The organism is Mycobacterium asiaticum, from assembly GCF_001668675.1.
GTDB classification, from domain to species: Bacteria; Actinomycetota; Actinomycetes; order Mycobacteriales; family Mycobacteriaceae; genus Mycobacterium; species Mycobacterium asiaticum_D.
The window spans coordinates 1-18499 of record NZ_LZKQ01000158.1 but is presented as its reverse complement, the minus strand read 5'-3'; the positions used below and the strand labels follow the sequence as shown (position 1 = coordinate 18499).

Annotated in this window: 20 protein-coding genes; 18 read left to right on the top strand and 2 right to left on the bottom strand. The window is 68.9% G+C overall.

Going from position 1 to position 18499, the window contains the following annotated elements; translation table 11 throughout:
• From hisD to hisI, 8 genes are all read left to right on the top strand, one after another.
• On the top strand, window positions 1-1212 hold a 1212-nt coding region (gene hisD / locus A9X01_RS13990), incomplete at its 5' end, for a histidinol dehydrogenase (RefSeq protein WP_065121355.1).
• A complete protein-coding gene (locus A9X01_RS13985) occupies window positions 1209-2366 on the top strand; it encodes a histidinol-phosphate transaminase (RefSeq protein WP_065121352.1) in 1158 nt (385 codons plus the stop codon). The genes hisD and A9X01_RS13985, both read left to right, overlap by 4 nt.
• Entirely contained in the window at window positions 2363-2989 is a 627-nt protein-coding gene (gene hisB / locus A9X01_RS13980; protein ID WP_065121351.1) for an imidazoleglycerol-phosphate dehydratase HisB, read from the top strand. Before A9X01_RS13985 ends, hisB begins: the two co-directional genes overlap by 4 nt.
• The gene (gene hisH, locus A9X01_RS13975) at window positions 2986-3606 is read left to right on the top strand and encodes an imidazole glycerol phosphate synthase subunit HisH (protein ID WP_065121350.1); all 621 of its coding nucleotides are present in this window, start codon (window positions 2986-2988) and stop codon (window positions 3604-3606) included. Before hisB ends, hisH begins: the two co-directional genes overlap by 4 nt.
• A 2-nt stretch (window positions 3607-3608) precedes the next feature.
• On the top strand, window positions 3609-4343 hold the full coding sequence (gene priA, locus A9X01_RS13970) for a bifunctional 1-(5-phosphoribosyl)-5-((5-phosphoribosylamino)methylideneamino)imidazole-4-carboxamide isomerase/phosphoribosylanthranilate isomerase PriA (RefSeq protein ID WP_065121349.1): 735 nt from the start codon (window positions 3609-3611) through the stop codon (window positions 4341-4343).
• 7 nt (window positions 4344-4350) lie between these two features.
• A complete protein-coding gene (locus A9X01_RS13965) occupies window positions 4351-5151 on the top strand; it encodes an inositol monophosphatase family protein (RefSeq protein ID WP_065121348.1) in 801 nt (266 codons plus the stop codon).
• A gap of 71 nt (window positions 5152-5222) precedes the next feature.
• Window positions 5223-6032, top strand: coding sequence for an imidazole glycerol phosphate synthase subunit HisF (gene hisF, locus A9X01_RS13960; protein WP_065121347.1), 810 nt, complete (start codon window positions 5223-5225; stop codon window positions 6030-6032).
• Window positions 6029-6379 (top strand): phosphoribosyl-AMP cyclohydrolase, encoded by a 351-nt coding sequence (hisI, locus tag A9X01_RS13955; RefSeq protein WP_065121346.1) that lies wholly within the window; start codon window positions 6029-6031, stop codon window positions 6377-6379. The genes hisF and hisI overlap by 4 nt, the downstream gene beginning before the upstream one ends.
• 11 nt (window positions 6380-6390) lie before the next feature.
• On the opposite strand, the gene A9X01_RS13950 is transcribed toward hisI, so the two are convergent.
• Together A9X01_RS13950 and A9X01_RS13945 are read right to left on the bottom strand one after the other, a co-directional pair.
• Window positions 6391-7890, bottom strand: a complete 1500-nt coding sequence (locus tag A9X01_RS13950; protein WP_065121345.1) for a serine/threonine-protein kinase — start codon at window positions 7888-7890, stop codon at window positions 6391-6393.
• A 33-nt stretch (window positions 7891-7923) separates the two neighbouring features.
• Window positions 7924-8379, bottom strand: a complete 456-nt coding sequence (locus A9X01_RS13945; protein WP_065121344.1) for a peroxiredoxin — start codon at window positions 8377-8379, stop codon at window positions 7924-7926.
• A gap of 50 nt (window positions 8380-8429) precedes the next feature.
• Here A9X01_RS13945 and A9X01_RS13940 point away from each other — a divergent pair, with 50 nt between their 5' ends.
• From A9X01_RS13940 to A9X01_RS13895, 10 genes are all read left to right on the top strand, one after another.
• Complete coding sequence (locus A9X01_RS13940; protein ID WP_065121354.1) at window positions 8430-10004, top strand: anthranilate synthase component I; 1575 nt, start codon at window positions 8430-8432, stop codon at window positions 10002-10004.
• A complete protein-coding gene (locus tag A9X01_RS13935; RefSeq protein ID WP_065121343.1) occupies window positions 9997-10641 on the top strand; it encodes a TIGR02234 family membrane protein in 645 nt (214 codons plus the stop codon). Before A9X01_RS13940 ends, A9X01_RS13935 begins: the two co-directional genes overlap by 8 nt.
• Before the next feature lie 120 nt (window positions 10642-10761).
• On the top strand, window positions 10762-11580 hold the full coding sequence (gene trpC, locus A9X01_RS13930) for an indole-3-glycerol phosphate synthase TrpC (protein ID WP_065121342.1): 819 nt from the start codon (window positions 10762-10764) through the stop codon (window positions 11578-11580).
• A gap of 35 nt (window positions 11581-11615) precedes the next feature.
• The gene (trpB, locus tag A9X01_RS13925) at window positions 11616-12866 is read left to right on the top strand and encodes a tryptophan synthase subunit beta (RefSeq protein ID WP_065121341.1); all 1251 of its coding nucleotides are present in this window, start codon (window positions 11616-11618) and stop codon (window positions 12864-12866) included.
• Window positions 12863-13675, top strand: coding sequence for a tryptophan synthase subunit alpha (trpA, locus tag A9X01_RS13920; protein ID WP_155772086.1), 813 nt, complete (start codon window positions 12863-12865; stop codon window positions 13673-13675). Before trpB ends, trpA begins: the two co-directional genes overlap by 4 nt.
• Complete coding sequence (locus A9X01_RS13915; RefSeq protein ID WP_065121339.1) at window positions 13672-15687, top strand: prolipoprotein diacylglyceryl transferase; 2016 nt, start codon at window positions 13672-13674, stop codon at window positions 15685-15687. Before trpA ends, A9X01_RS13915 begins: the two co-directional genes overlap by 4 nt.
• A gap of 63 nt (window positions 15688-15750) precedes the next feature.
• Entirely contained in the window at window positions 15751-16167 is a 417-nt protein-coding gene (locus A9X01_RS13910; protein WP_155772085.1) for an NINE protein, read from the top strand.
• Window positions 16157-16582 carry a DUF2752 domain-containing protein gene (locus A9X01_RS13905; RefSeq protein ID WP_081282378.1) on the top strand — a complete coding sequence of 142 codons (426 nt, stop codon included), beginning with the start codon at window positions 16157-16159 and terminating at the stop codon, window positions 16580-16582. Before A9X01_RS13910 ends, A9X01_RS13905 begins: the two co-directional genes overlap by 11 nt.
• Window positions 16583-16656: 74 nt before the next feature.
• Complete coding sequence (gene pyk, locus A9X01_RS13900; RefSeq protein ID WP_065121337.1) at window positions 16657-18075, top strand: pyruvate kinase; 1419 nt, start codon at window positions 16657-16659, stop codon at window positions 18073-18075.
• A partial coding sequence (locus A9X01_RS13895) for an acyl-CoA thioesterase (protein WP_172832513.1) occupies window positions 18076-18499 on the top strand: 424 nt, incomplete at its 3' end.

The following is an 18499-nucleotide window of genomic DNA, read 5'->3' as shown; positions in this document are numbered from 1 at the left end:
CGACCGATCGTGGCGGCCGTCGCCGAGCACGGGGTCGCGGCGGCGCTGGAATACGGCGCGAAGTTCGACGGGGTCCGGCCCTCGGCGGTGCTGGTGCCGCAGGCCGCGATGGACGCCGCGTTGAGCGGCCTTGACGGCGACGTCCGCGACGCGCTGCAGGTGATGATCGAACGGACCCGGGCGGTGCACGCCGACCAGCGCCGCAGTGACACCACCACCACGCTCGGCCCCGGCGCAACGGTCACCGAACGCTGGCTGCCGGTCGAACGCGTCGGTCTCTACGTGCCGGGCGGAAACGCGGTCTACCCGTCCAGCGTGGTGATGAACGTGGTGCCCGCCCAGGCGGCCGGTGTCGGCTCGCTGGTGGTGGCCAGCCCGCCGCAGGCAGACTTCGGCGGCCTGCCGCACCCGACCATCCTGGCCGCGGCCGCGCTGCTGGGGGTTGATGAGGTCTGGGCGGTCGGCGGGGCGCAGGCGGTCGCCCTGCTGGCCTATGGCGGCACGGACACCAGCGGTGCGACGCTGGCGCCGGTCGACATGATCACCGGCCCCGGCAACATCTACGTCACCGCAGCCAAACGACTCTGCCGCTCGATGGTCGGCATCGACGCCGAAGCCGGGCCCACCGAGATCGCCATCCTTGCCGACGAGACCGCCGATCCCGCGCACGTGGCCGCCGACCTGATCAGCCAGGCCGAACACGACGAGATGGCCGCCAGCGTCCTCGTTACCCCGAGCGTCGCGCTCGCCGAGGCCACCGAGGCCGAACTGGCCGCCCAGCTGCAGACCACGGTGCACCGCGAACGGGTGACCGCCGCGCTGTCCGGCCCGCAGTCCAAGATCATCCTGGTCGACGATCTCGACGCCGGCGTGCAGGTGGTCAATGCCTACGCCGCCGAACACCTGGAGATCCAGACGGCCGACGCGTCTGCGGTCGCCGCCCGGATCCGTGCCGCCGGAGCCATCTTCGTCGGCCCCTATGCGCCGGTCAGCCTCGGAGACTACTGTGCGGGATCCAACCACGTGCTGCCCACCGCGGGCAGCGCCCGCTACTCCAGCGGCCTGTCGGTGCAGACCTTCCTGCGCGGCATCCACGTTGTCGACTACACCGAGGCCGCCCTCAAGGACGTCTCCGGTCACGTCGTCGCGCTGGCCAAGGCCGAAGACCTGCCGTCGCACGGCGAGGCGGTACGCCGGAGGTTCGAGCGGTGAGCACCGGCAAACCGAGCCTCGACGACCTACCGCTGCGCGATGACCTGCGCGGCAAAACCCCGTACGGCGCACCACAATTGGACGTGCCGGTGCGGTTGAACACCAACGAGAACCCGCACCCGCCCACCCGGGCGCTGGTCGACGACGTGGTGCGGTCAGTGCGGGAGGCGGCGGCGGACCTGCACCGGTACCCCGACCGCGACGCGGTCGCCCTGCGCACCGACCTGGCCGCCTACCTGACCCTGCAGACCGGTGTTCGGATCGGGGTGGAAAACGTCTGGGCGGCAAACGGATCCAACGAGATTCTGCAACAACTGCTGCAGGCGTTCGGCGGTCCCGGGCGCAGCGCGATCGGTTTCGTGCCGTCCTACTCGATGCACCCGATCATCTCCGACGCCACCCGCACCGAGTGGCTGGAAACGGTCCGCGCCGAGGACTTCAGCCTCGACATCGAGCGGGCGGTTGCCGCCGTCGTCGAGCGCAGACCCGACGTGGTGTTCATCGCCAGCCCGAATAACCCGTCCGGACAGAGTGTTTCGCTGGACGAGCTGCGCAAGTTGCTGGACGCGCTGCCGGGCATCCTGATCGTGGACGAGGCGTACGGCGAGTTCTCCTCGCAGCCCAGTGCCGTGACGCTGGTCGAGGCGTACCCGACCAAGCTGATCGTCACCCGCACCATGAGCAAGGCGTTCGCGTTCGCCGGGGGCCGGTTGGGCTACCTTGTCGCCACTCCCGCGCTCGTCGAGGCCATGCTGCTGGTGCGGTTGCCCTACCACCTGTCATCGGTCACCCAGGCCGCCGCGCGGGCGGCGCTGCGGCACGCCGATGACACGCTGGGCAGCGTCGCGACCCTGATCGCCGAACGGGAACGGGTGTCGACAGCCTTGCGCGGCATGGGTTTTCGGGTGATTCCGAGCGACGCGAACTTCGTGTTGTTCGGCGAGTTCGCCGATGCGCCCGGCGCCTGGCGACATTACCTGGACGCCGGCGTGCTGATCCGCGACGTCGGCATCCCCGGTTTTCTGCGCGCCACCACCGGACTGGCCGAGGAAAACGACGCCTTCCTGCGGGCGAGCGCCGAGATCGCCGTCACGCAGCTGGCCAGCCCCACGCCCGGCGAAGCGGGTCGCGACCAATTATTAGGAGCACCATGACCACCACCGACACCCGGACGCGTTGGGCGCGCATCGAACGCCGCACCCGCGAATCCGACATCGTCATCGAACTCGACCTGGACGGCACCGGGCAGGTCGACATCGACACCGGCGTCCCGTTCTACGACCACATGCTGACGGCGCTGGGCAGCCACGCCAGCTTCGATTTGATGGTGCGCACCAAGGGTGACGTCGAGATCGAAGCCCACCACACGGTCGAGGACACCGCGATCGCGCTGGGTCAGGCGCTCGCGCAGGCACTTGGCGACAAGAAGGGTATTCGGCGGTTCGGCGACGCGTTCATTCCGATGGACGAGACACTGGCGCACGCCGCCGTGGACGTCTCCGGCCGTCCCTACTGTGTGCACAGCGGGGAACCGGATCACCTGCAGCACACCACGATCGCGGGCAGCTCGGTGCCATACCACACCGTGATCAACCGGCACGTGTTCGAATCGCTGGCCATGAACGCCCGCATCGCGCTGCACGTTCGGGTGCTCTACGGCCGCGACCCGCACCACCTGACCGAGGCCCAATACAAGGCGGTCGCCCGGGCGCTGCGCCAGGCCGTCGAGCCCGACCCGCGCGTCTCGGGTGTGCCGTCGACCAAAGGTGTTCTGTGAGTAGTAAATCCGTCGTGGTGCTGGACTACGGCTCAGGCAATCTGCGGTCGGCGCAGCGCGCGCTGGAGCGCGTCGGTGCCGACGTCGAGGTCACCGCGGACGCGGAGACGGCGCTGGCGGCCGACGGACTGGTGGTGCCCGGGGTCGGCGCGTTCGAGGCGTGCATGACCGGGCTGCGCAAGATCGGCGGCGAGCGGATCATCGCCGAGCGCGTCGCGTCCGGCCGCCCGGTGCTGGGTGTCTGTGTGGGCATGCAGATCCTGTTCGCCCGCGGCGTCGAGTTCGGCGTGGAGACAACGGGGTGCGGCCAGTGGCCCGGCGCGGTCACCCTCCTGGACGCCCCGGTGATCCCGCACATGGGATGGAACGTGGTCAATCCCGCGTTGGACAGCGTGCTGTTCAACGGGGTGGACACCGACACCCGGTTCTACTTCGTACACTCCTACGCCGCGCAGCGGTGGGAAGGTTCTCCCGAGGCGATGTTGACGTGGGCGACACATCAGGTGCCGTTTCTGGCGGCGGTCGAGGACGGGCCCCTGTCGGCGACCCAGTTCCACCCCGAGAAGAGCGGCGATGCCGGTGCGCTGATTCTCCGCAACTGGGTCGAGAGGCTGTAGCAATGTCGCTGATTCTGTTGCCGGCTGTCGATGTCGTCGACGGCCGCGCCGTGCGCCTCGTGCAGGGCAAGGCCGGCAGTGAAACCGAGTACGGCTCGGCACTGGATGCCGCGCTGGGCTGGCAGCGCGACGGCACCGACTGGATTCACCTGGTCGACCTGGACGCCGCGTTCGGGCGCGGGTCCAACCGCGAACTGCTCGCCGAGGTGGTGGGCAAGCTGGACGTACAGGTCGAGCTGTCCGGAGGTATCCGCGACGACGAATCCCTGGCTGCGGCGCTGGCCACCGGGTGCGCGCGGGTCAATGTCGGCACGGCAGCGTTGGAAAACCCGCAGTGGTGTGCCAAGGCGATCGCCGAGCACGGTGACCGGGTCGCGGTGGGACTCGACGTCCAGATCGTCGACGGGCAGCACCGGCTGCGGGGCCGCGGTTGGGAGACCGACGGCGGTGACCTGTGGGAGGTGTTGGACCGCCTCGACGCCGAGGGGTGCTCGCGCTACGTCGTCACCGATGTCACCAAGGACGGCACGCTGGGCGGCCCCAACCTGGACCTGCTGGCCCAGGTCGCCGAGCGCACCGATGCGCCGGTGATCGCCTCGGGCGGTGTGTCCAGCCTGGACGACCTGCGCGCCATCGCCACCCTGACCGACCGCGGCATCGAGGGAGCGATCGTGGGGAAGGCGCTGTATGCCGGGCGGTTCACGCTGCCGCAGGCACTGGACGCGGTGCGGGGGTAGGCGCGCAATGGATTTGGATGCTTTGGTGGCCGAGGCGTCGGCCGTCCTGGACGACGCGGTCGAACCGTTCCTGGCCGGGCACCGCGCCGAGTCGGCAGTGAGCAAGAAGGGCAACGATTTCGCCACCGAAGTCGACCTCGCCATCGAGCGCCAGGTGGTCGACGCGCTCGTCAAGGCCACCGGAATCGAGGTGCACGGCGAGGAATTCGGCGGCGCGGACGTCGACTCGCCTTGGGTCTGGGTGCTCGACCCGGTCGACGGGACCTTCAACTATGCGGCCGGGTCGCCGATGGCCGGGATTCTGCTGGGCCTGCTGCGCGACGGTGAGCCGGTGGCCGGGCTGACCTGGCTGCCGTTCATCGGCACGCGGTATACCGCTGTGGTCGGGGGACCGTTGATGAAGGACGGCGAGCCGCAGCCGGCTCTGGAGACCGCCTCATTGGCTGACGCGCTGATCGGCGCCGGCTCGTTCAGCGCGGACTCGCGCGGGCGCTTTCCCGGCCGGTACCGGGTGGCGGTGCTGGAGAACCTCAGCCGGCTGTCCTCGCGGTTGCGTATGCACGGCTCCACCGGTCTCGATCTGGCTTATGTGGCCGACGGAATCCTGGGTGGCGCAATCAGTTTCGGCAGTCACGTGTGGGATCACGCGGCCGGGGTGGCGCTGGTCCGGGCCGCCGGCGGGATTGTCACCGATCTGGCCGGCGAGCCGTGGGTTCCGGCGTCGAAGTCGGCTCTGGCCGCGGCGCCCGGTGTGCACGCCGAGATCCTGGAGATCCTGCGCAGCACCGGCCAACCCGAGGACTACTAATGCCTAGCAGACACTTAAGTCCCCGACACGGCGACGAAAAAGGCGCTTTAGCGTCTGCTCGCGGGGGAGAGGTGACCCCCGCGCACACCGATGGGGACGGCCTGGCGGTGCGGGTGATCCCGTGCCTGGACGTCGACGGCGGACGCGTGGTCAAGGGAGTCAACTTCGAAAACCTGCGCGACGCCGGCGATCCGGTCGAACTCGCGGCCGCCTATGACGCCGAGGGCGCCGACGAACTCACCTTCCTCGACGTGACCGCGTCCTCCTCGGGCCGGGCCACCATGCTGGACGTGGTGCGCCGCACCGCCGAGCAGGTGTTCATCCCGCTGACGGTCGGCGGCGGCGTGCGCACGGTCGCCGATGTCGACGTGCTGCTGCGAGCCGGCGCGGACAAGGTGTCGGTCAACACCGCCGCGATCGCCCGCCCCGAGTTGCTCGCCGAAATGGCAAGACAATTCGGCTCCCAGTGCATCGTGCTGTCCGTCGACGCCCGTACGGTCCCCGCCGGTTCGCCGCCCACCCCGTCGGGGTGGGAAGTCACCACGCACGGCGGACGCCGGGGCACCGGCATCGACGCCGTGGAATGGGCGGCTCGCGGGGCCGAACTGGGGGTGGGGGAGATCCTGCTCAATTCGATGGACGCCGACGGCACCAAGGCCGGCTTCGATCTGGCCATGTTGCGCGCGGTCCGGGCGGCCGTCACGGTGCCGGTCATCGCCAGCGGCGGCGCGGGCGCGGTCGGGCACTTCGCGCCGGCCGTCGCGGCGGGAGCCGACGCGGTGTTGGCCGCCAGCGTGTTTCACTTCCGCGAGCTGACCATCGGCGAGGTCAAGGCCGCGATGGCCGCGGAAAAGATCACCGTGCGGATGGCCGCGCCATGACACTGGACCCGGACATCGCCGCGCGGTTGAAGCGTAACGCCGACGGCCTGATCACCGCCGTCGTGCAGGAGCGCGGCAGCGGTGACGTGTTGATGGTCGCCTGGATGGACGACGACGCGCTGGCCCGCACGCTGGAAACCCGTGAAGCCACGTACTTTTCGCGGTCCCGCGGCGAACAGTGGATCAAAGGCGCCACCTCCGGGCACACCCAGCGCGTGCACGAGGTGCGTCTGGACTGCGACGGCGACACCGTGCTGCTGACCGTCGACCAGGTCGGTGGCGCCTGCCACACCGGTGATCACAGTTGCTTCGATGCCGCGATGCTGTTGGACCCGGGCACGGATTAGCCGGGCACGGATTAGCCGGCCGCGACGTCCAGCCCGTTGGCGGCCACCAGCGCGGCGCGGGTCCATTCGCGGCGCTCCACGGCCGGCGCGATGCGCTCGCGGCGGATCTCCTCGACGTCGATCGGCTTGCCCACCGTGGCCGCCACCGGCACGTGGAAGGCGAACGCGGGCCGGTCGGTGGCGATGGCCAGCAGCGCGTCGTGGTCGGTGAAATCGTTGGCGCGCAGGGTGCGCTCGGCCCACCGCGTCGGCTTGAACTCACCGAAATCGTTGACGTAGACGACCCACAGCTTGATGCCGCGGGTGTCCTCGAGCCTTCTGAGGTCGCGCTCGATGACGGCACGTTCGGCGGGCCGCAGCACCCGCGCCTCGTCGGCGACCTGTTCGGTCAAGTGCAGCGTCGGCGGCGCCGAGTTGTTGCCGGGCGGCGGCGCCGAGTAGGTGCTGGTGCCGCCGCCGCTGGGCTTGCCGGCCGGAGCGGCGGCGGGGTCGCCGGACGGACCGTGCAGCGCCACCAGGCCGAGTACCGCCGCGGCCGCCACCAGCGCCACGGCCACCAGCGACGCGATCAACGTGCCGTGTCCGCGGTGGTGCGGCGGCGGCAGAGGGGCAATGGGCGGGGGCGCGACGACCCCGACCGGCGGGAACAGGGTGCCCGGCGGGGCCCCCAACGCGGCCGCGAACTCCGCGCAGGACGCGAACCGACCGGCCGGCTCCTTGGCGAGCGCCCTGGTGATGACGCCGTCCAGGTGGGCCAGATCCGGACGTCGGGTGCTGAGCAGCGGCGGCGGCGCGGACAGTTGCTGGGCGATCACCACCGCAAGGTTGGAGTCATGGAACGGGGCCGCGCCGGTGAGCAACTGGAACGCGGTGCAGCCCAGCGCGTACTGGTCGGCCCGACCGTCCAGGTCGAACCCCTGCAGTTGCTCGGGCGCGCAGTAGGCGCTGGTGCCCATCGTCATATTGGTGGCGGTCAGACCGCTGCTCTGGCCCAGTTCGCGGGCGATGCCGAAATCGGCCAACAGAATCCGGCGCTTCGGCTGGCCGTCGCCGAGCAGGATGTTGGCCGGTTTGACGTCGCGGTGCAGCAAACCCCGCGAGTGCGCGTAGTCGAGCGCGTCGGCCACGGCCGAGACGATTTCGACGACCTCGGGCAGCGGCATCCCGGACGGATACCGCGTGCGCAGCAATTCGTTGGCGTCGGTGCCCTCGACGTAGTCCATCGAGATCCACAGTTGGCCGTGATACTCGCCGCGGTCGTGGATGCCGACGATGTGTTCGTTGTAGAGGCTTCCGGCCAGATCGGCCTCGCGGTTGAAGCGCTGGCGGAATTCGGAATTCGCGGTGAACTCCCGCGGCAGGATCTTCAGCGCATCCCGGCGCGGCAGCCGCGGGTGCTGCGCGAGATAGACCTCGCCCATTCCGCCGGCCCCGAGCCGGCGGACGATGGTGAAGCCGGCGAACAGCTCGCCTTCTTTGAGGCCTCCGCCTTCGCCGGCGCTTGTTGGCATGGATGCATGCTAACGAGCCGTCCCCGGCAAAGCTCAACGATTGCGCAGCGTCGCCAAAGCCTTGTCAGCGTGCGTGTCCATGCTGATCTCGCTGGAGATCACCTCGAGCACCTTGCGGTCGGTGTCGATGACGAACGTGGTCCGCTTCACCGGCAGCAGTTTGCCGAGCAACCCGCGCTTGACGCCGAACTGGGTGGCGACGGCGCCGTCGGCGTCCGAGAGCAGCGGGTAGTCGAATTTCTGCGTGTCGGCGAACTTGGCCTGCTTCTGCACCGGGTCGGTGCTGATGCCGACCCGGTTGGCGCCGACGGCGGCGAACTCGGCGGCCAGGTCGCGGAAGTGGCAGGCCTCCTTGGTGCAGCCGGGGGTCATGGCCGCCGGATAGAAAAAGAGCACCACGGGCCCGTCGGACAACAGCTCGCTGAGTCTGCGCGGCGTGCCGGTCTGATCGGGGAGCTCGAAGTCGACCACGGTGTCACCAGGTTTCATGGTCGACACGCTACGCGGGCGGCCGCCCAGCAATCTGATTGGATGGTTCGGTGCACGCCAACCTCGCAGCCACGATTACGCGGGAAGAATTCCGCGCGCTGGCCGCCGAGCACCGGGTGGTTCCGGTGACCCGCAAGGTCTTGGCCGACAGCGAAACTCCGCTCTCGGCCTACCGGAAGCTGGCCGCCAATCGTCCCGGGACTTTCCTGCTCGAGTCGGCCGAGAACGGGCGGTCATGGTCGCGCTGGTCCTTCATCGGGGCCGGCGCGCCGACGGCGCTGAGCGTTCGCGATGGGCAGGCTGTGTGGCTGGGCGCCGTACCCAAGGATGCCCCCGCCGGGGGCGACCCGCTGGACGCGCTGCGCGCCACGTTGGAGGTGCTGGCGACCGCGGCTCCCCAGGAATCGCGGCCGGGATTGCCGCCGTTGTCCGGGGGCATGGTCGGATTCTTCGCCTACGACATGGTGCGCCGCCTGGAGCGGCTGCCCGAGCTCGCCGTCGACGACCTGCAACTGCCCGACATGCTGCTGCTGTTGGCGACCGACCTGGCCGCGGTCGACCACCACGAGGGCACCATCACCCTGATCGCCAATGCGGTGAATTGGAACGGCACCGACGAGCGGGTCGACTGGGCTTACGACGACGCCGTCGCCCGGCTGGATGTGATGACCGCGGCGCTCAGCCTGCCGGTGCCGTCGACGGTGGCGACGTTCGCCCGGCCTGAGCCGCGTCATCGCGCGCAGCGCACCGAGGAAGAGTACGGCGCGATCGTCGATTTTCTGGTGGAGCAGATCGCGGCCGGTGAAGCCTTTCAGGTGGTCCCGTCGCAGCGCTTCGAGATGGACACCGACGTCGACCCGATCGACGTCTACCGCATGTTGCGGGTGACCAATCCCAGCCCTTACATGTATTTGCTGCAGATACCGGACAGCCAAGGCGCCGTTGACTTTTCGATCGTCGGATCCAGTCCCGAGGCTTTGGTGACCGTGCACGACGGGCGCGCGACCACCCATCCGATCGCCGGGACGCGCTGGCGCGGGGCCACCGACGAGGAAGACCTGCTGCTGGAAAAGGAGTTGCTGGCCGACGAGAAGGAGCTCGCCGAGCATCTGATGCTGGTGGATTTGGGCCGAAACGACCTCGGCCGGGTGTGCACGCCGGGCACCGTCCGCGTCGAGGACTACAGCCACATCGAACGCTATAGCCACGTGATGCACCTGGTGTCGACGGTGACCGGGTTGCTGGCCGAGGGGCAGACCGCGCTGGACGCCGTCACCGCGTGTTTCCCGGCGGGCACCCTGTCCGGTGCGCCGAAGGTGCGGGCGATGGAGCTGATCGAGGAGGTCGAGAAGACTCGTCGCGGCTTGTATGGCGGCGTGGTGGGCTACCTGGACTTCGCCGGTAACGCCGACTTCGCGATCGCCATCCGCACGGCGCTGATGCGCCGCGGCAAGGCCTACGTTCAGGCCGGTGGCGGCGTGGTCGCCGACTCCAACGGGCCCTACGAATACAACGAGGCCAGCAACAAGGCGCGGGCGGTGCTGAACGCGATCGCCGCCGCCGAGACACTCGCCAGCCCCGATATCGGCAACTCCGACCTCAGCGCGGTGCCCGGCGGTGGCTGATCGGCGGCGCCTCCCGATCGGGGTCGCCCAGGTGCTGCTGGTGCTGGCCGCCGGCGCGCTGTGGGGCGCTTCGCGGCTGACCTGGGCGCTGATCCGGTCCTTCGACGGGCTGGGGCCACCAAAGGAGGTGGCGCTGTCCGGCGCGACCTGGTCGAGCGCGCTGCTTCCGTTGGCGATTGTCGACCTGGCCGCAGCGGTGGCGGTGCTGGCCGTGCGGGGCTGGCAGTTGCGCGCCCTGGCTGGCCTGCTGGCGGCCGCGAGCTTCGCCACCGGCTATCTAGGCGTCAGCCTGTGGGCGGTGCCGGATGTGGCCGCGCGCGGAGCCGACCTCGCGCACGTCCCGGTGGCGACGCTGGTCGGCAGCGCGCGCCACTACTGGGGAGCCGGTATCTCGGTGGCGGCCGCGCTCTGCACGCTGGTCGCCGCCGCGCTGTTGCTGCGCGCGGCGTCGGGGGCTGGATCCGCCAGCACCAAGTACCTGGCGCCCGCCGCCCGCCGCTCGGCAGCGCGCGACGACGCGGACGCGCAACACGAAGGCGCCGAACCGGAGTTATCGGAACGGATGATGTGGGATGCTCTCGACGAGGGCCGTGACCCTACCGATCGGCCACCCGAGACGGACACCGAGGGGCGGTGACGGACCCTGTGATGAGGGTCGCTACCCTTCTTGCACGTCGTCGCAATCGGTCGGCGCGTGGGGTGGCGGTGGTTCGCAACGGGGCCACTAAAGGCCACAGAGGGAAGGGAAACCGCAGGTATGAGTCCGGCCAACGTGCTTGACTCCATTCTTGAGGGAGTCCGGGCCGACGTTGCCGCGCGCGAAGCCCGCGTGAGTCTTTCGGAAATCAAGGCCCGCGCCGCTGCGGCTCCGCCGCCGCACGACGTGATGGCCGCACTGCGTGAACCCGGCATCGGCGTCATCGCCGAGGTCAAGCGAGCCAGCCCGTCGAAAGGGCCCCTGGCCACCATCTCCGATCCGGCGAAGCTGGCGCGCGCCTACGAAGACGGCGGCGCCCGGATCATCAGTGTGCTGACCGAGGAACGACGTTTCCAGGGGTCGCTGGACGATCTGGACGCGGTGCGTGCAGCGGTGTCAATCCCGGTGTTGCGCAAGGATTTTGTGGTGCAGCCGTATCAGATCCACGAGGCGCGCGCGCATGGCGCGGACATGTTGCTGTTGATCGTCGCCGCACTGGACCAGTCGGCACTGGTGTCCATGCTCGACCGCACCGAGTCGCTCGGCATGACAGCGCTCGTCGAGGTGCACACCGAAGAGGAAGCCGACCGCGCGCTGAAGGCCGGAGCCAACGTAATCGGCGTCAATGCCCGCGATCTCACCACGCTCGAGGTCGACCGGGACTGCTTCGCGCGGATCGCACCCGGACTGCCCAGCAACGTGATCCGGATCGCCGAATCCGGTGTACGGCACACCGGTGATCTGTTGGCCTACGCCGGTGCGGGCGCCGACGCCGTCCTGGTGGGTGAGGGTCTGGTGAAGAGCGGGGACCCGCGGTCCGCGGTCGCCGATCTGGTCACTGCCGGTACCCACCCGTCCTGTCCGAAGCCGGCTCGCTAGTTGTTGATGTGCCGCGCGCGCGTTGAGTCTTTCTGATGGCAGATCTCTCCCCGGATATTCCGCGTACCAGCGCCGCCGTCGTCGAACGCACCCACCACGACCCTGACCAGGGCGGGCATTTCGGCGTCTACGGCGGCCGCTACGTTGCCGAGGCGCTGATGGCGGTGATCGACGAGGTCACCACCGCTTACGAGAAGGAACGCGTCAACCAGGATTTCCTGGACACCCTGGACAAGCTGCAGAAGCACTATGCGGGCCGCCCGTCGCCGTTGTACGAGACCACCCGGCTCGGTGACCACGCCGGGGGAGCGCGGATCTTCCTCAAACGAGAAGACCTGAACCACACCGGTTCTCACAAGATCAACAACGTGCTGGGCCAGGCGTTGCTGGCTCGCCGGATGGGCAAGACCCGGGTGATCGCCGAGACCGGGGCGGGACAGCACGGCGTCGCCACCGCCACCGCCTGCGCGTTGCTGGGTTTGGACTGCATCATCTACATGGGCGCGGTCGACACGGCGCGCCAGGCCCTCAATGTGGCGCGGATGCGACTGCTCGGGGCGAAGGTCGTGTCCGTGGAGACCGGGTCCAGGACGCTCAAGGATGCCATCAACGAGGCGTTCCGGGACTGGGTGACCAACGCCGACAACACCTACTACTGCTTCGGCACCGCCGCCGGGCCGCACCCGTTCCCCACCATGGTGCGTGACTTCCAGCGCATCATCGGGCTGGAGGCCCGCGTACAGATCCAGCAGCAGGCGGGCCGGCTGCCCGATGCGGTGGTGGCGTGTGTCGGCGGCGGATCCAACGCGATCGGCATCTTCCATGCGTTTCTCGACGACCCCGGCGTGCGGCTGGTCGGTTATGAAGCCGCCGGCGACGGCGTCGAAACCGGCAGGCACGCGGCGACTTTCACCGGTGGCTCGCCGGGCGCGTTCCAGGGGTCGTTCTCCTACCTGCTGCAGGACGAGGACGGCCAAACCATCGAATCGCACTCCATCTCAGCGGGTTTGGACTATCCCGGGGTGGGGCCCGAGCACGCCTATCTCAAAGACATCGGCCGGGTGCAGTACGAGCCGATCACCGACACCGAGGCCATGGAGGCGTTCGGTCTGTTGTCACGCGCCGAAGGCATCATCCCGGCAATCGAATCCGCACACGCCGTCGCGGGCGCGCTGAAGCTGGGCGCCGAATTGGGTAAGGGCGCCATCATCGTGGTGAACCTGTCCGGCCGCGGTGACAAGGACGTCGAGACCGCCGCGAAGTGGTTCGGCCTGCTGGACGAGTGATGACAGTGGAGCAGAGCGCAGTAAGCAGACTGGGGTCGTTGTTCGAGGCGTGCGCGGCGGACAACCGCGCGGCGTTGATCGGTTATCTGCCCACCGGGTTCCCCGACGTGCCGACATCGGTGCAGGCGATGACGGCGTTGATTGAATCCGGTTGCGACATCGTCGAAGTCGGCGTGCCCTACTCGGACCCGGGCATGGACGGTCCGACCATCCAGCGGGCCACCGAGCAGGCGTTGAGCGGGGGAGTGCGGGTGCGCGACACCCTGGCCGCAGTCGAGGCCATCAGCAAGGCCGGCGGACATGCGGTGGTCATGACCTACTGGAATCCGGTGCTGCGCTACGGGGTTGATGCCTTCGCGCGGGACCTGGCCGCGGCCGGTGGTCAGGGTTTGATCACGCCGGATCTGATTCCGGACGAGGCGCAGCAATGGCTGGCGGCATCTGAGGACCACGGCCTGGATCGCATCTTTCTGGTGGCGCCGTCGTCGACGCCCGAACGATTGGTCGCCACGGTCGGGGCGTCCCGCGGGTTCGTCTACGCGGCCTCGACGATGGGAGTGACCGGTGCGCGCGACGCGGTGTCGCGTGCCGCGCCTGAGTTGGTGGGAAGGGTGAAGGCGGTGTCCGACATACCCGTCGGCGTGGGCCTCGGCGTGCGATCAGGACAGCAGGCCGCCCAGATCGGCAGTTACGCCGACGGCGTCATCGTCGGGTCGGCGTTGGTGTCCGCGCTCGGCGAGGGTTTGCCTGCGCTGCAGTCGTTGACCGAGGAACTCGCGGCCGGTGTGCGCCGGAGGGCGTCAGCATGAGAACGACGTTGCTTGCCTACATTCCCAGCCCGCCGCGCGGGGTCTGGCACCTTGGGCCGTTACCCATCCGGGCCTACGCGTTCTTCATCATTCTGGGGATCCTGATCGCGCTGTTGATCGGGGACCGACGCTGGGCGGCCCGCGGCGGCGAGCGCGGGGTGGTCTATGACATCGCGCTGTGGATGGTGCCGTTCGGTCTGATCGGCGGCCGGCTGTATCACCTGGCTACCGATTGGCAGACGTACTGGGGACCCGGCGGCGCCGGTTTCGGTGCGGCGATTCGGATCTGGGACGGCGGCCTGGGCATCTGGGGCGCCGTCGCGCTGGGCGTGGTCGGCGCCTGGATCGGGTGCCGGCGGCGCGATATCCCGTTGCCGGCGTTCGTCGATGCCGTCGCTCCCGGGGTGGTGTTGGCGCAGGCCATCGGCCGGCTCGGGAATTACTTCAACCAAGAGCTGTACGGCCGCGAGACGACGCTGCCGTGGGGCTTGGAGATCTTCTACCGCCGGGACCCGGCCGGGTTTGTCGACGTGCACTCCTTGGACGGTGAGTCGACGGGTCAGGTCGCGCTCGTCGTGCAACCGACCTTCCTCTACGAATTGCTGTGGAACCTTCTGGTATTCGCTGCCCTGCTGTACCTCGACCGCCGGTTTGTGCTTGGCCACGGACGACTGTTCGCCTCGTATGTGGCGCTGTACTGCGTCGGGCGTTTCGGCGTGGAGTTGCTGCGCGACGACACCGCCACCCACATCGCCGGCATCCGCATCAACACGTTCACGTCCACGTTCGTGTTCATCGGCGCGGTTGTGTACATCATGCTGGCGCCGAAGGGTCGCGAGGATCCGGCGTCGCTGCGGGGCCGAGCCGGCGCCGACGAGCGGGAGCCGGAATTGGCCACCGTCGGTGCGGGGAGCGCGGCGGCTGCAGCCGCCGAGGGCAGAGATTCGGCCGACAGCGCTGGATCCGTCTCTGAGTCCTCCGAGGACGAGCCGGAAGTGGAGATCGCGGCGCTGGCCGAGGCGGAGCAGGACGAGGCGGAGCAGGACGGGGAGGCCGAACCTGAGGCCGAGGAGGCCGAAGAGGCCGAAGAAGCCGAAGCTGCCGTGGCTGAGGCGGTGGCCGATGAGCCCACGTCTGAGCAGGCCGAGGCAATCGAAGATGCGGCCGAAGCATCAGACGCCGACGAGGCCGATGGTGAGGCGGTGCTGGAGGACACCGACGCCGACGCTGTTGAAGAAGCGATCGAGGAGGCCGAAGCCGCCGAGCCCGAGGTAGCGGCCGGAGAGCCCAAGTCTGAGCAGGCCGAGGCGATCGAAGCAGCGGCCGAGGAAGCTGAAGAGTCCGAAGCCGATGAGGCTGAAGCCGCGGCGGTGCTGGACGAGCCTGACGAAGTCGAGGCCGAGCCCGCCGAGGCCGACGCTGTCGAGGAGGCGATCGAAGAGGCTGAAGCTGCCGAGCCCGAGGTCGCGGCCGGGGAGCCCACGTCTGAGCAGGCCGAGGCCATCGAGGACGCAGCCGAGGAAGGCGAGCCCGAACAGGCCGAGGCTATCGAGGCGGCGGCCGAAGAAGCGGCAGCCGACGAGCCGGAACTCGAAGAGCCCGAAGGCGACGTTGCCGGAGCCGGCCTTGCCGACGTCGCGGAATCCGAGGCCGAGGTGTTGCCGGAGGAGCCGAAGTCCGAGCAGATCGAGGCGATCGAGGACGCAGCCGCCGAAGATGCCGACGAGGTCGAAGAACCCGAGGACTCTGCTGAAGCCGATGCCGAAGTTGAAGCAGCGGCCGACGAGCCCGACGAGCCCGACGAGTCCGGGGATGCCGGGGATGCCGAAAGCGAATCGGCGGCCGATCAACCGGCGAGTGGTACCGAGGAGCCGGCGCCGGAGCAAACGACCTCGGACGCCGACGATACCGCGGCCGACGAACCCGAACCCGCCCCTGCCCCGGCTCCGCAGCAAACCGCCGAACCAGAACGGCGGCGCTGGTCATTCCGGCGCAGACGGCAGCGACCGTAACGCCCACGGCCAGCGGTCTGCCGCCCAACGACGCCAACGCAGCCCCAGCCAACCTGGTCGAACATCTGGCATGCTGAATCCGTGACTGAACAGCCCTGGTCCGGTGCTCCGCAGCCCGGCCCCTCCTACGAGGGGCAGGGATATCCGCCACCGCCCTTCCCGCCGCCATACCCGTCGTACCCGCAATACGCAGCGGGCTACGACCCCTCGGCGCCGTACGGTCGGCATCCCGTGACGGGCCAACCCTATTCGGACAAATCGAAGACCGTCGCCGGCCTGCTGCAGCTACTGGGGCTGTTCGGCATAGCGGGCATCGGGCGCATGTACGCGGGCTACGTCGGGCTGGGCGTAGCGCAATTGCTCGTCGGCTGGCTGACGTGCGGGCTGGGTGCGGTCATCTGGGGCACCATCGACGCGTTGCTGATCCTGACCGACAAGGTCAACGACCCGCTGGGTCGCCCGATGCGCGATGGCACCTGATCGGAATTCCCCAGCCACGACCCGGGATCGGCGTCGCGGCCCTGCCGTCGTCGGCGCCGCCGCGGCGCTCTCCGGCGCCCTGCTCTACATCGGGCTCGCCGACCCGCACAGTCCGCACACCATCTACCCGCAGTGCCCGTTCAAGTGGCTCACCGGCTGGAACTGCCCGGCATGCGGCGGTCTGAGGATGACCCACGATCTCCTGCACGGCGATCTCGCGGCCAGCATCAACGACAACGCATTCCTGCTCGTCGCGCTCCCGTTGCTGGCGGCGTGGGTCCTGGTGCGCCGATTGCGCGGCCAGTCCTGGTTACCCGTACCCACCGTCGCCACAGTCGTGGTCCTGATGACCGCATGGACGGTGGTCCGCAATTTGCCCGGCTTTCCACTGGTGCCTACCGTCCTGAGCGGCTGACGACCCAGGGATAGACGCGGCCCGCCGTCCGTTCCCGGCCCCCATCACACAAAGCGCGACTATGCTTTGACGTCGTGACTAGACGCGGAAAGATCGTCTGCACTCTCGGGCCTGCCACCCAACAGGACGACCTCGTCAAAGCGCTGGTCGAAGCCGGTATGGACGTCGCCCGAATGAACTTCAGCCACGGCGATTACAGCGATCACGAGGCCGCCTACAAGCGGGTTCGCGCCGCGTCGGACGCCACCGGACGCGCGGTCGGGGTGCTCTGCGACCTGCAGGGGCCAAAGATCAGGTTGGGGCGGTTCGCCGACGGGCCGACGCATTGGCGGGACGGCGAGACCGTCCGGATCACCGTCGCGGACTGCGAAGGCAGTCACGACCGCGTGTCCACCACGTACAAGAGACTGGCCCAAGACGCTTCGGCCGGCGACCGGGTACTGGTCGACGACGGCAAGGTCGGGCTCATCGTCGACCACGTCGACGGCGACGACGTGGTCTGCAAGGTCGTCGAGGGCGGACCGGTCAGCAACAACAAAGGGATCTCGCTGCCGGGGATGAACGTGTCGGCGCCCGCCCTGTCGGAGAAGGACATCGAGGACCTCACGTTCGCGCTGAACCTGGGTGTCGACATGGTGGCGCTGTCGTTCGTGCGCTCGCCCTCGGACGTCGAACTCGTCCACGAGGTGATGGACCGGGTGGGGCGGCGGGTTCCGGTGATCGCCAAGCTGGAGAAGCCCGAAGCCATCGACAACCTCGAAGCGATCGTATTGGCGTTCGACGCCGTCATGGTGGCCCGCGGTGACCTAGGTGTCGAACTGCCGCTGGAAGAGGTCCCGCTGGTGCAGAAGCGGGCCATCCAGATGGCCCGGGAGAACGCCAAGCCGGTGATCGTGGCGACGCAGATGCTCGACTCGATGATCGAGAATTCGCGGCCCACCCGCGCGGAGGCTTCGGACGTGGCCAACGCCGTCCTCGACGGCGCGGACGCTTTGATGCTGTCGGGCGAAACCTCGGTGGGCAAGTATCCGCTGCAGGCGGTCAAGACGATGTCGCGGATCGTGTGCGCGGTCGAGGAGAATTCCACGGCGGCGCCGCCGTTGACCCACGTGCCCCGCACCAAGCGGGGGGTGATCTCCTACGCCGCACGCGACATCGGCGAGCGGCTCGACGCGAAGGCTCTGGTCGCGTTCACCCAGTCCGGCGACACCGTGCGCCGGCTGGCTCGCTTGCACACCCCGCTGCCGCTGCTCGCCTTCACCGACCTGCCCGAGGTGCGCAGCCAGCTCGCGATGACGTGGGGCACCGAAACGTTCATCGTTCCGCACATGAAGACGACGGACGGCATGATCCGCGAGGTGGACAAGTCGCTGCTGGCGTTGGGGCGGTACAAGCGCGGTGACCTGGTGGTCATCGTCGCCGGTGCGCCGCCAGGGACCGTCGGCTCCACGAATCTGATCCACGTACACCGGATCGGCGAGGACGACGTCTGATTGTCTGATTTCCAGGAACTGCTGGATGTACTGAGCCTGAACACAATTGACGACCATCGATTCAGCGGCTCCCATCCCAGCAAGACCCCGATGCGGACGTTCGGCGGGCAACTCATGGCGCAGTCGTTCGTCGCCGCCAGCCGTACCCTGAGCCGCGACGACCTGCCGCCGAGCGCGTTGTCCGTGCATTTCGTCAACGGCGGCGACACGTCGAAGGACATCGAGTTCCACGTCGTGCCGCTACGCGACGAACGCCGTTTCGCCAACCGGCGCGTCGACGCCGTGCAGGACGGAATGTTGTTGTCCTCGGCGATGGTTTCGTACATGTCGGGTGGCCGCGGCCTCGAGCACGGCGTCGACCCGCCCGCCGTCGCGGACCCGGAAACCCTGCCGCCCATCAAGGAGTTGCTGCGCGGTTACGAGA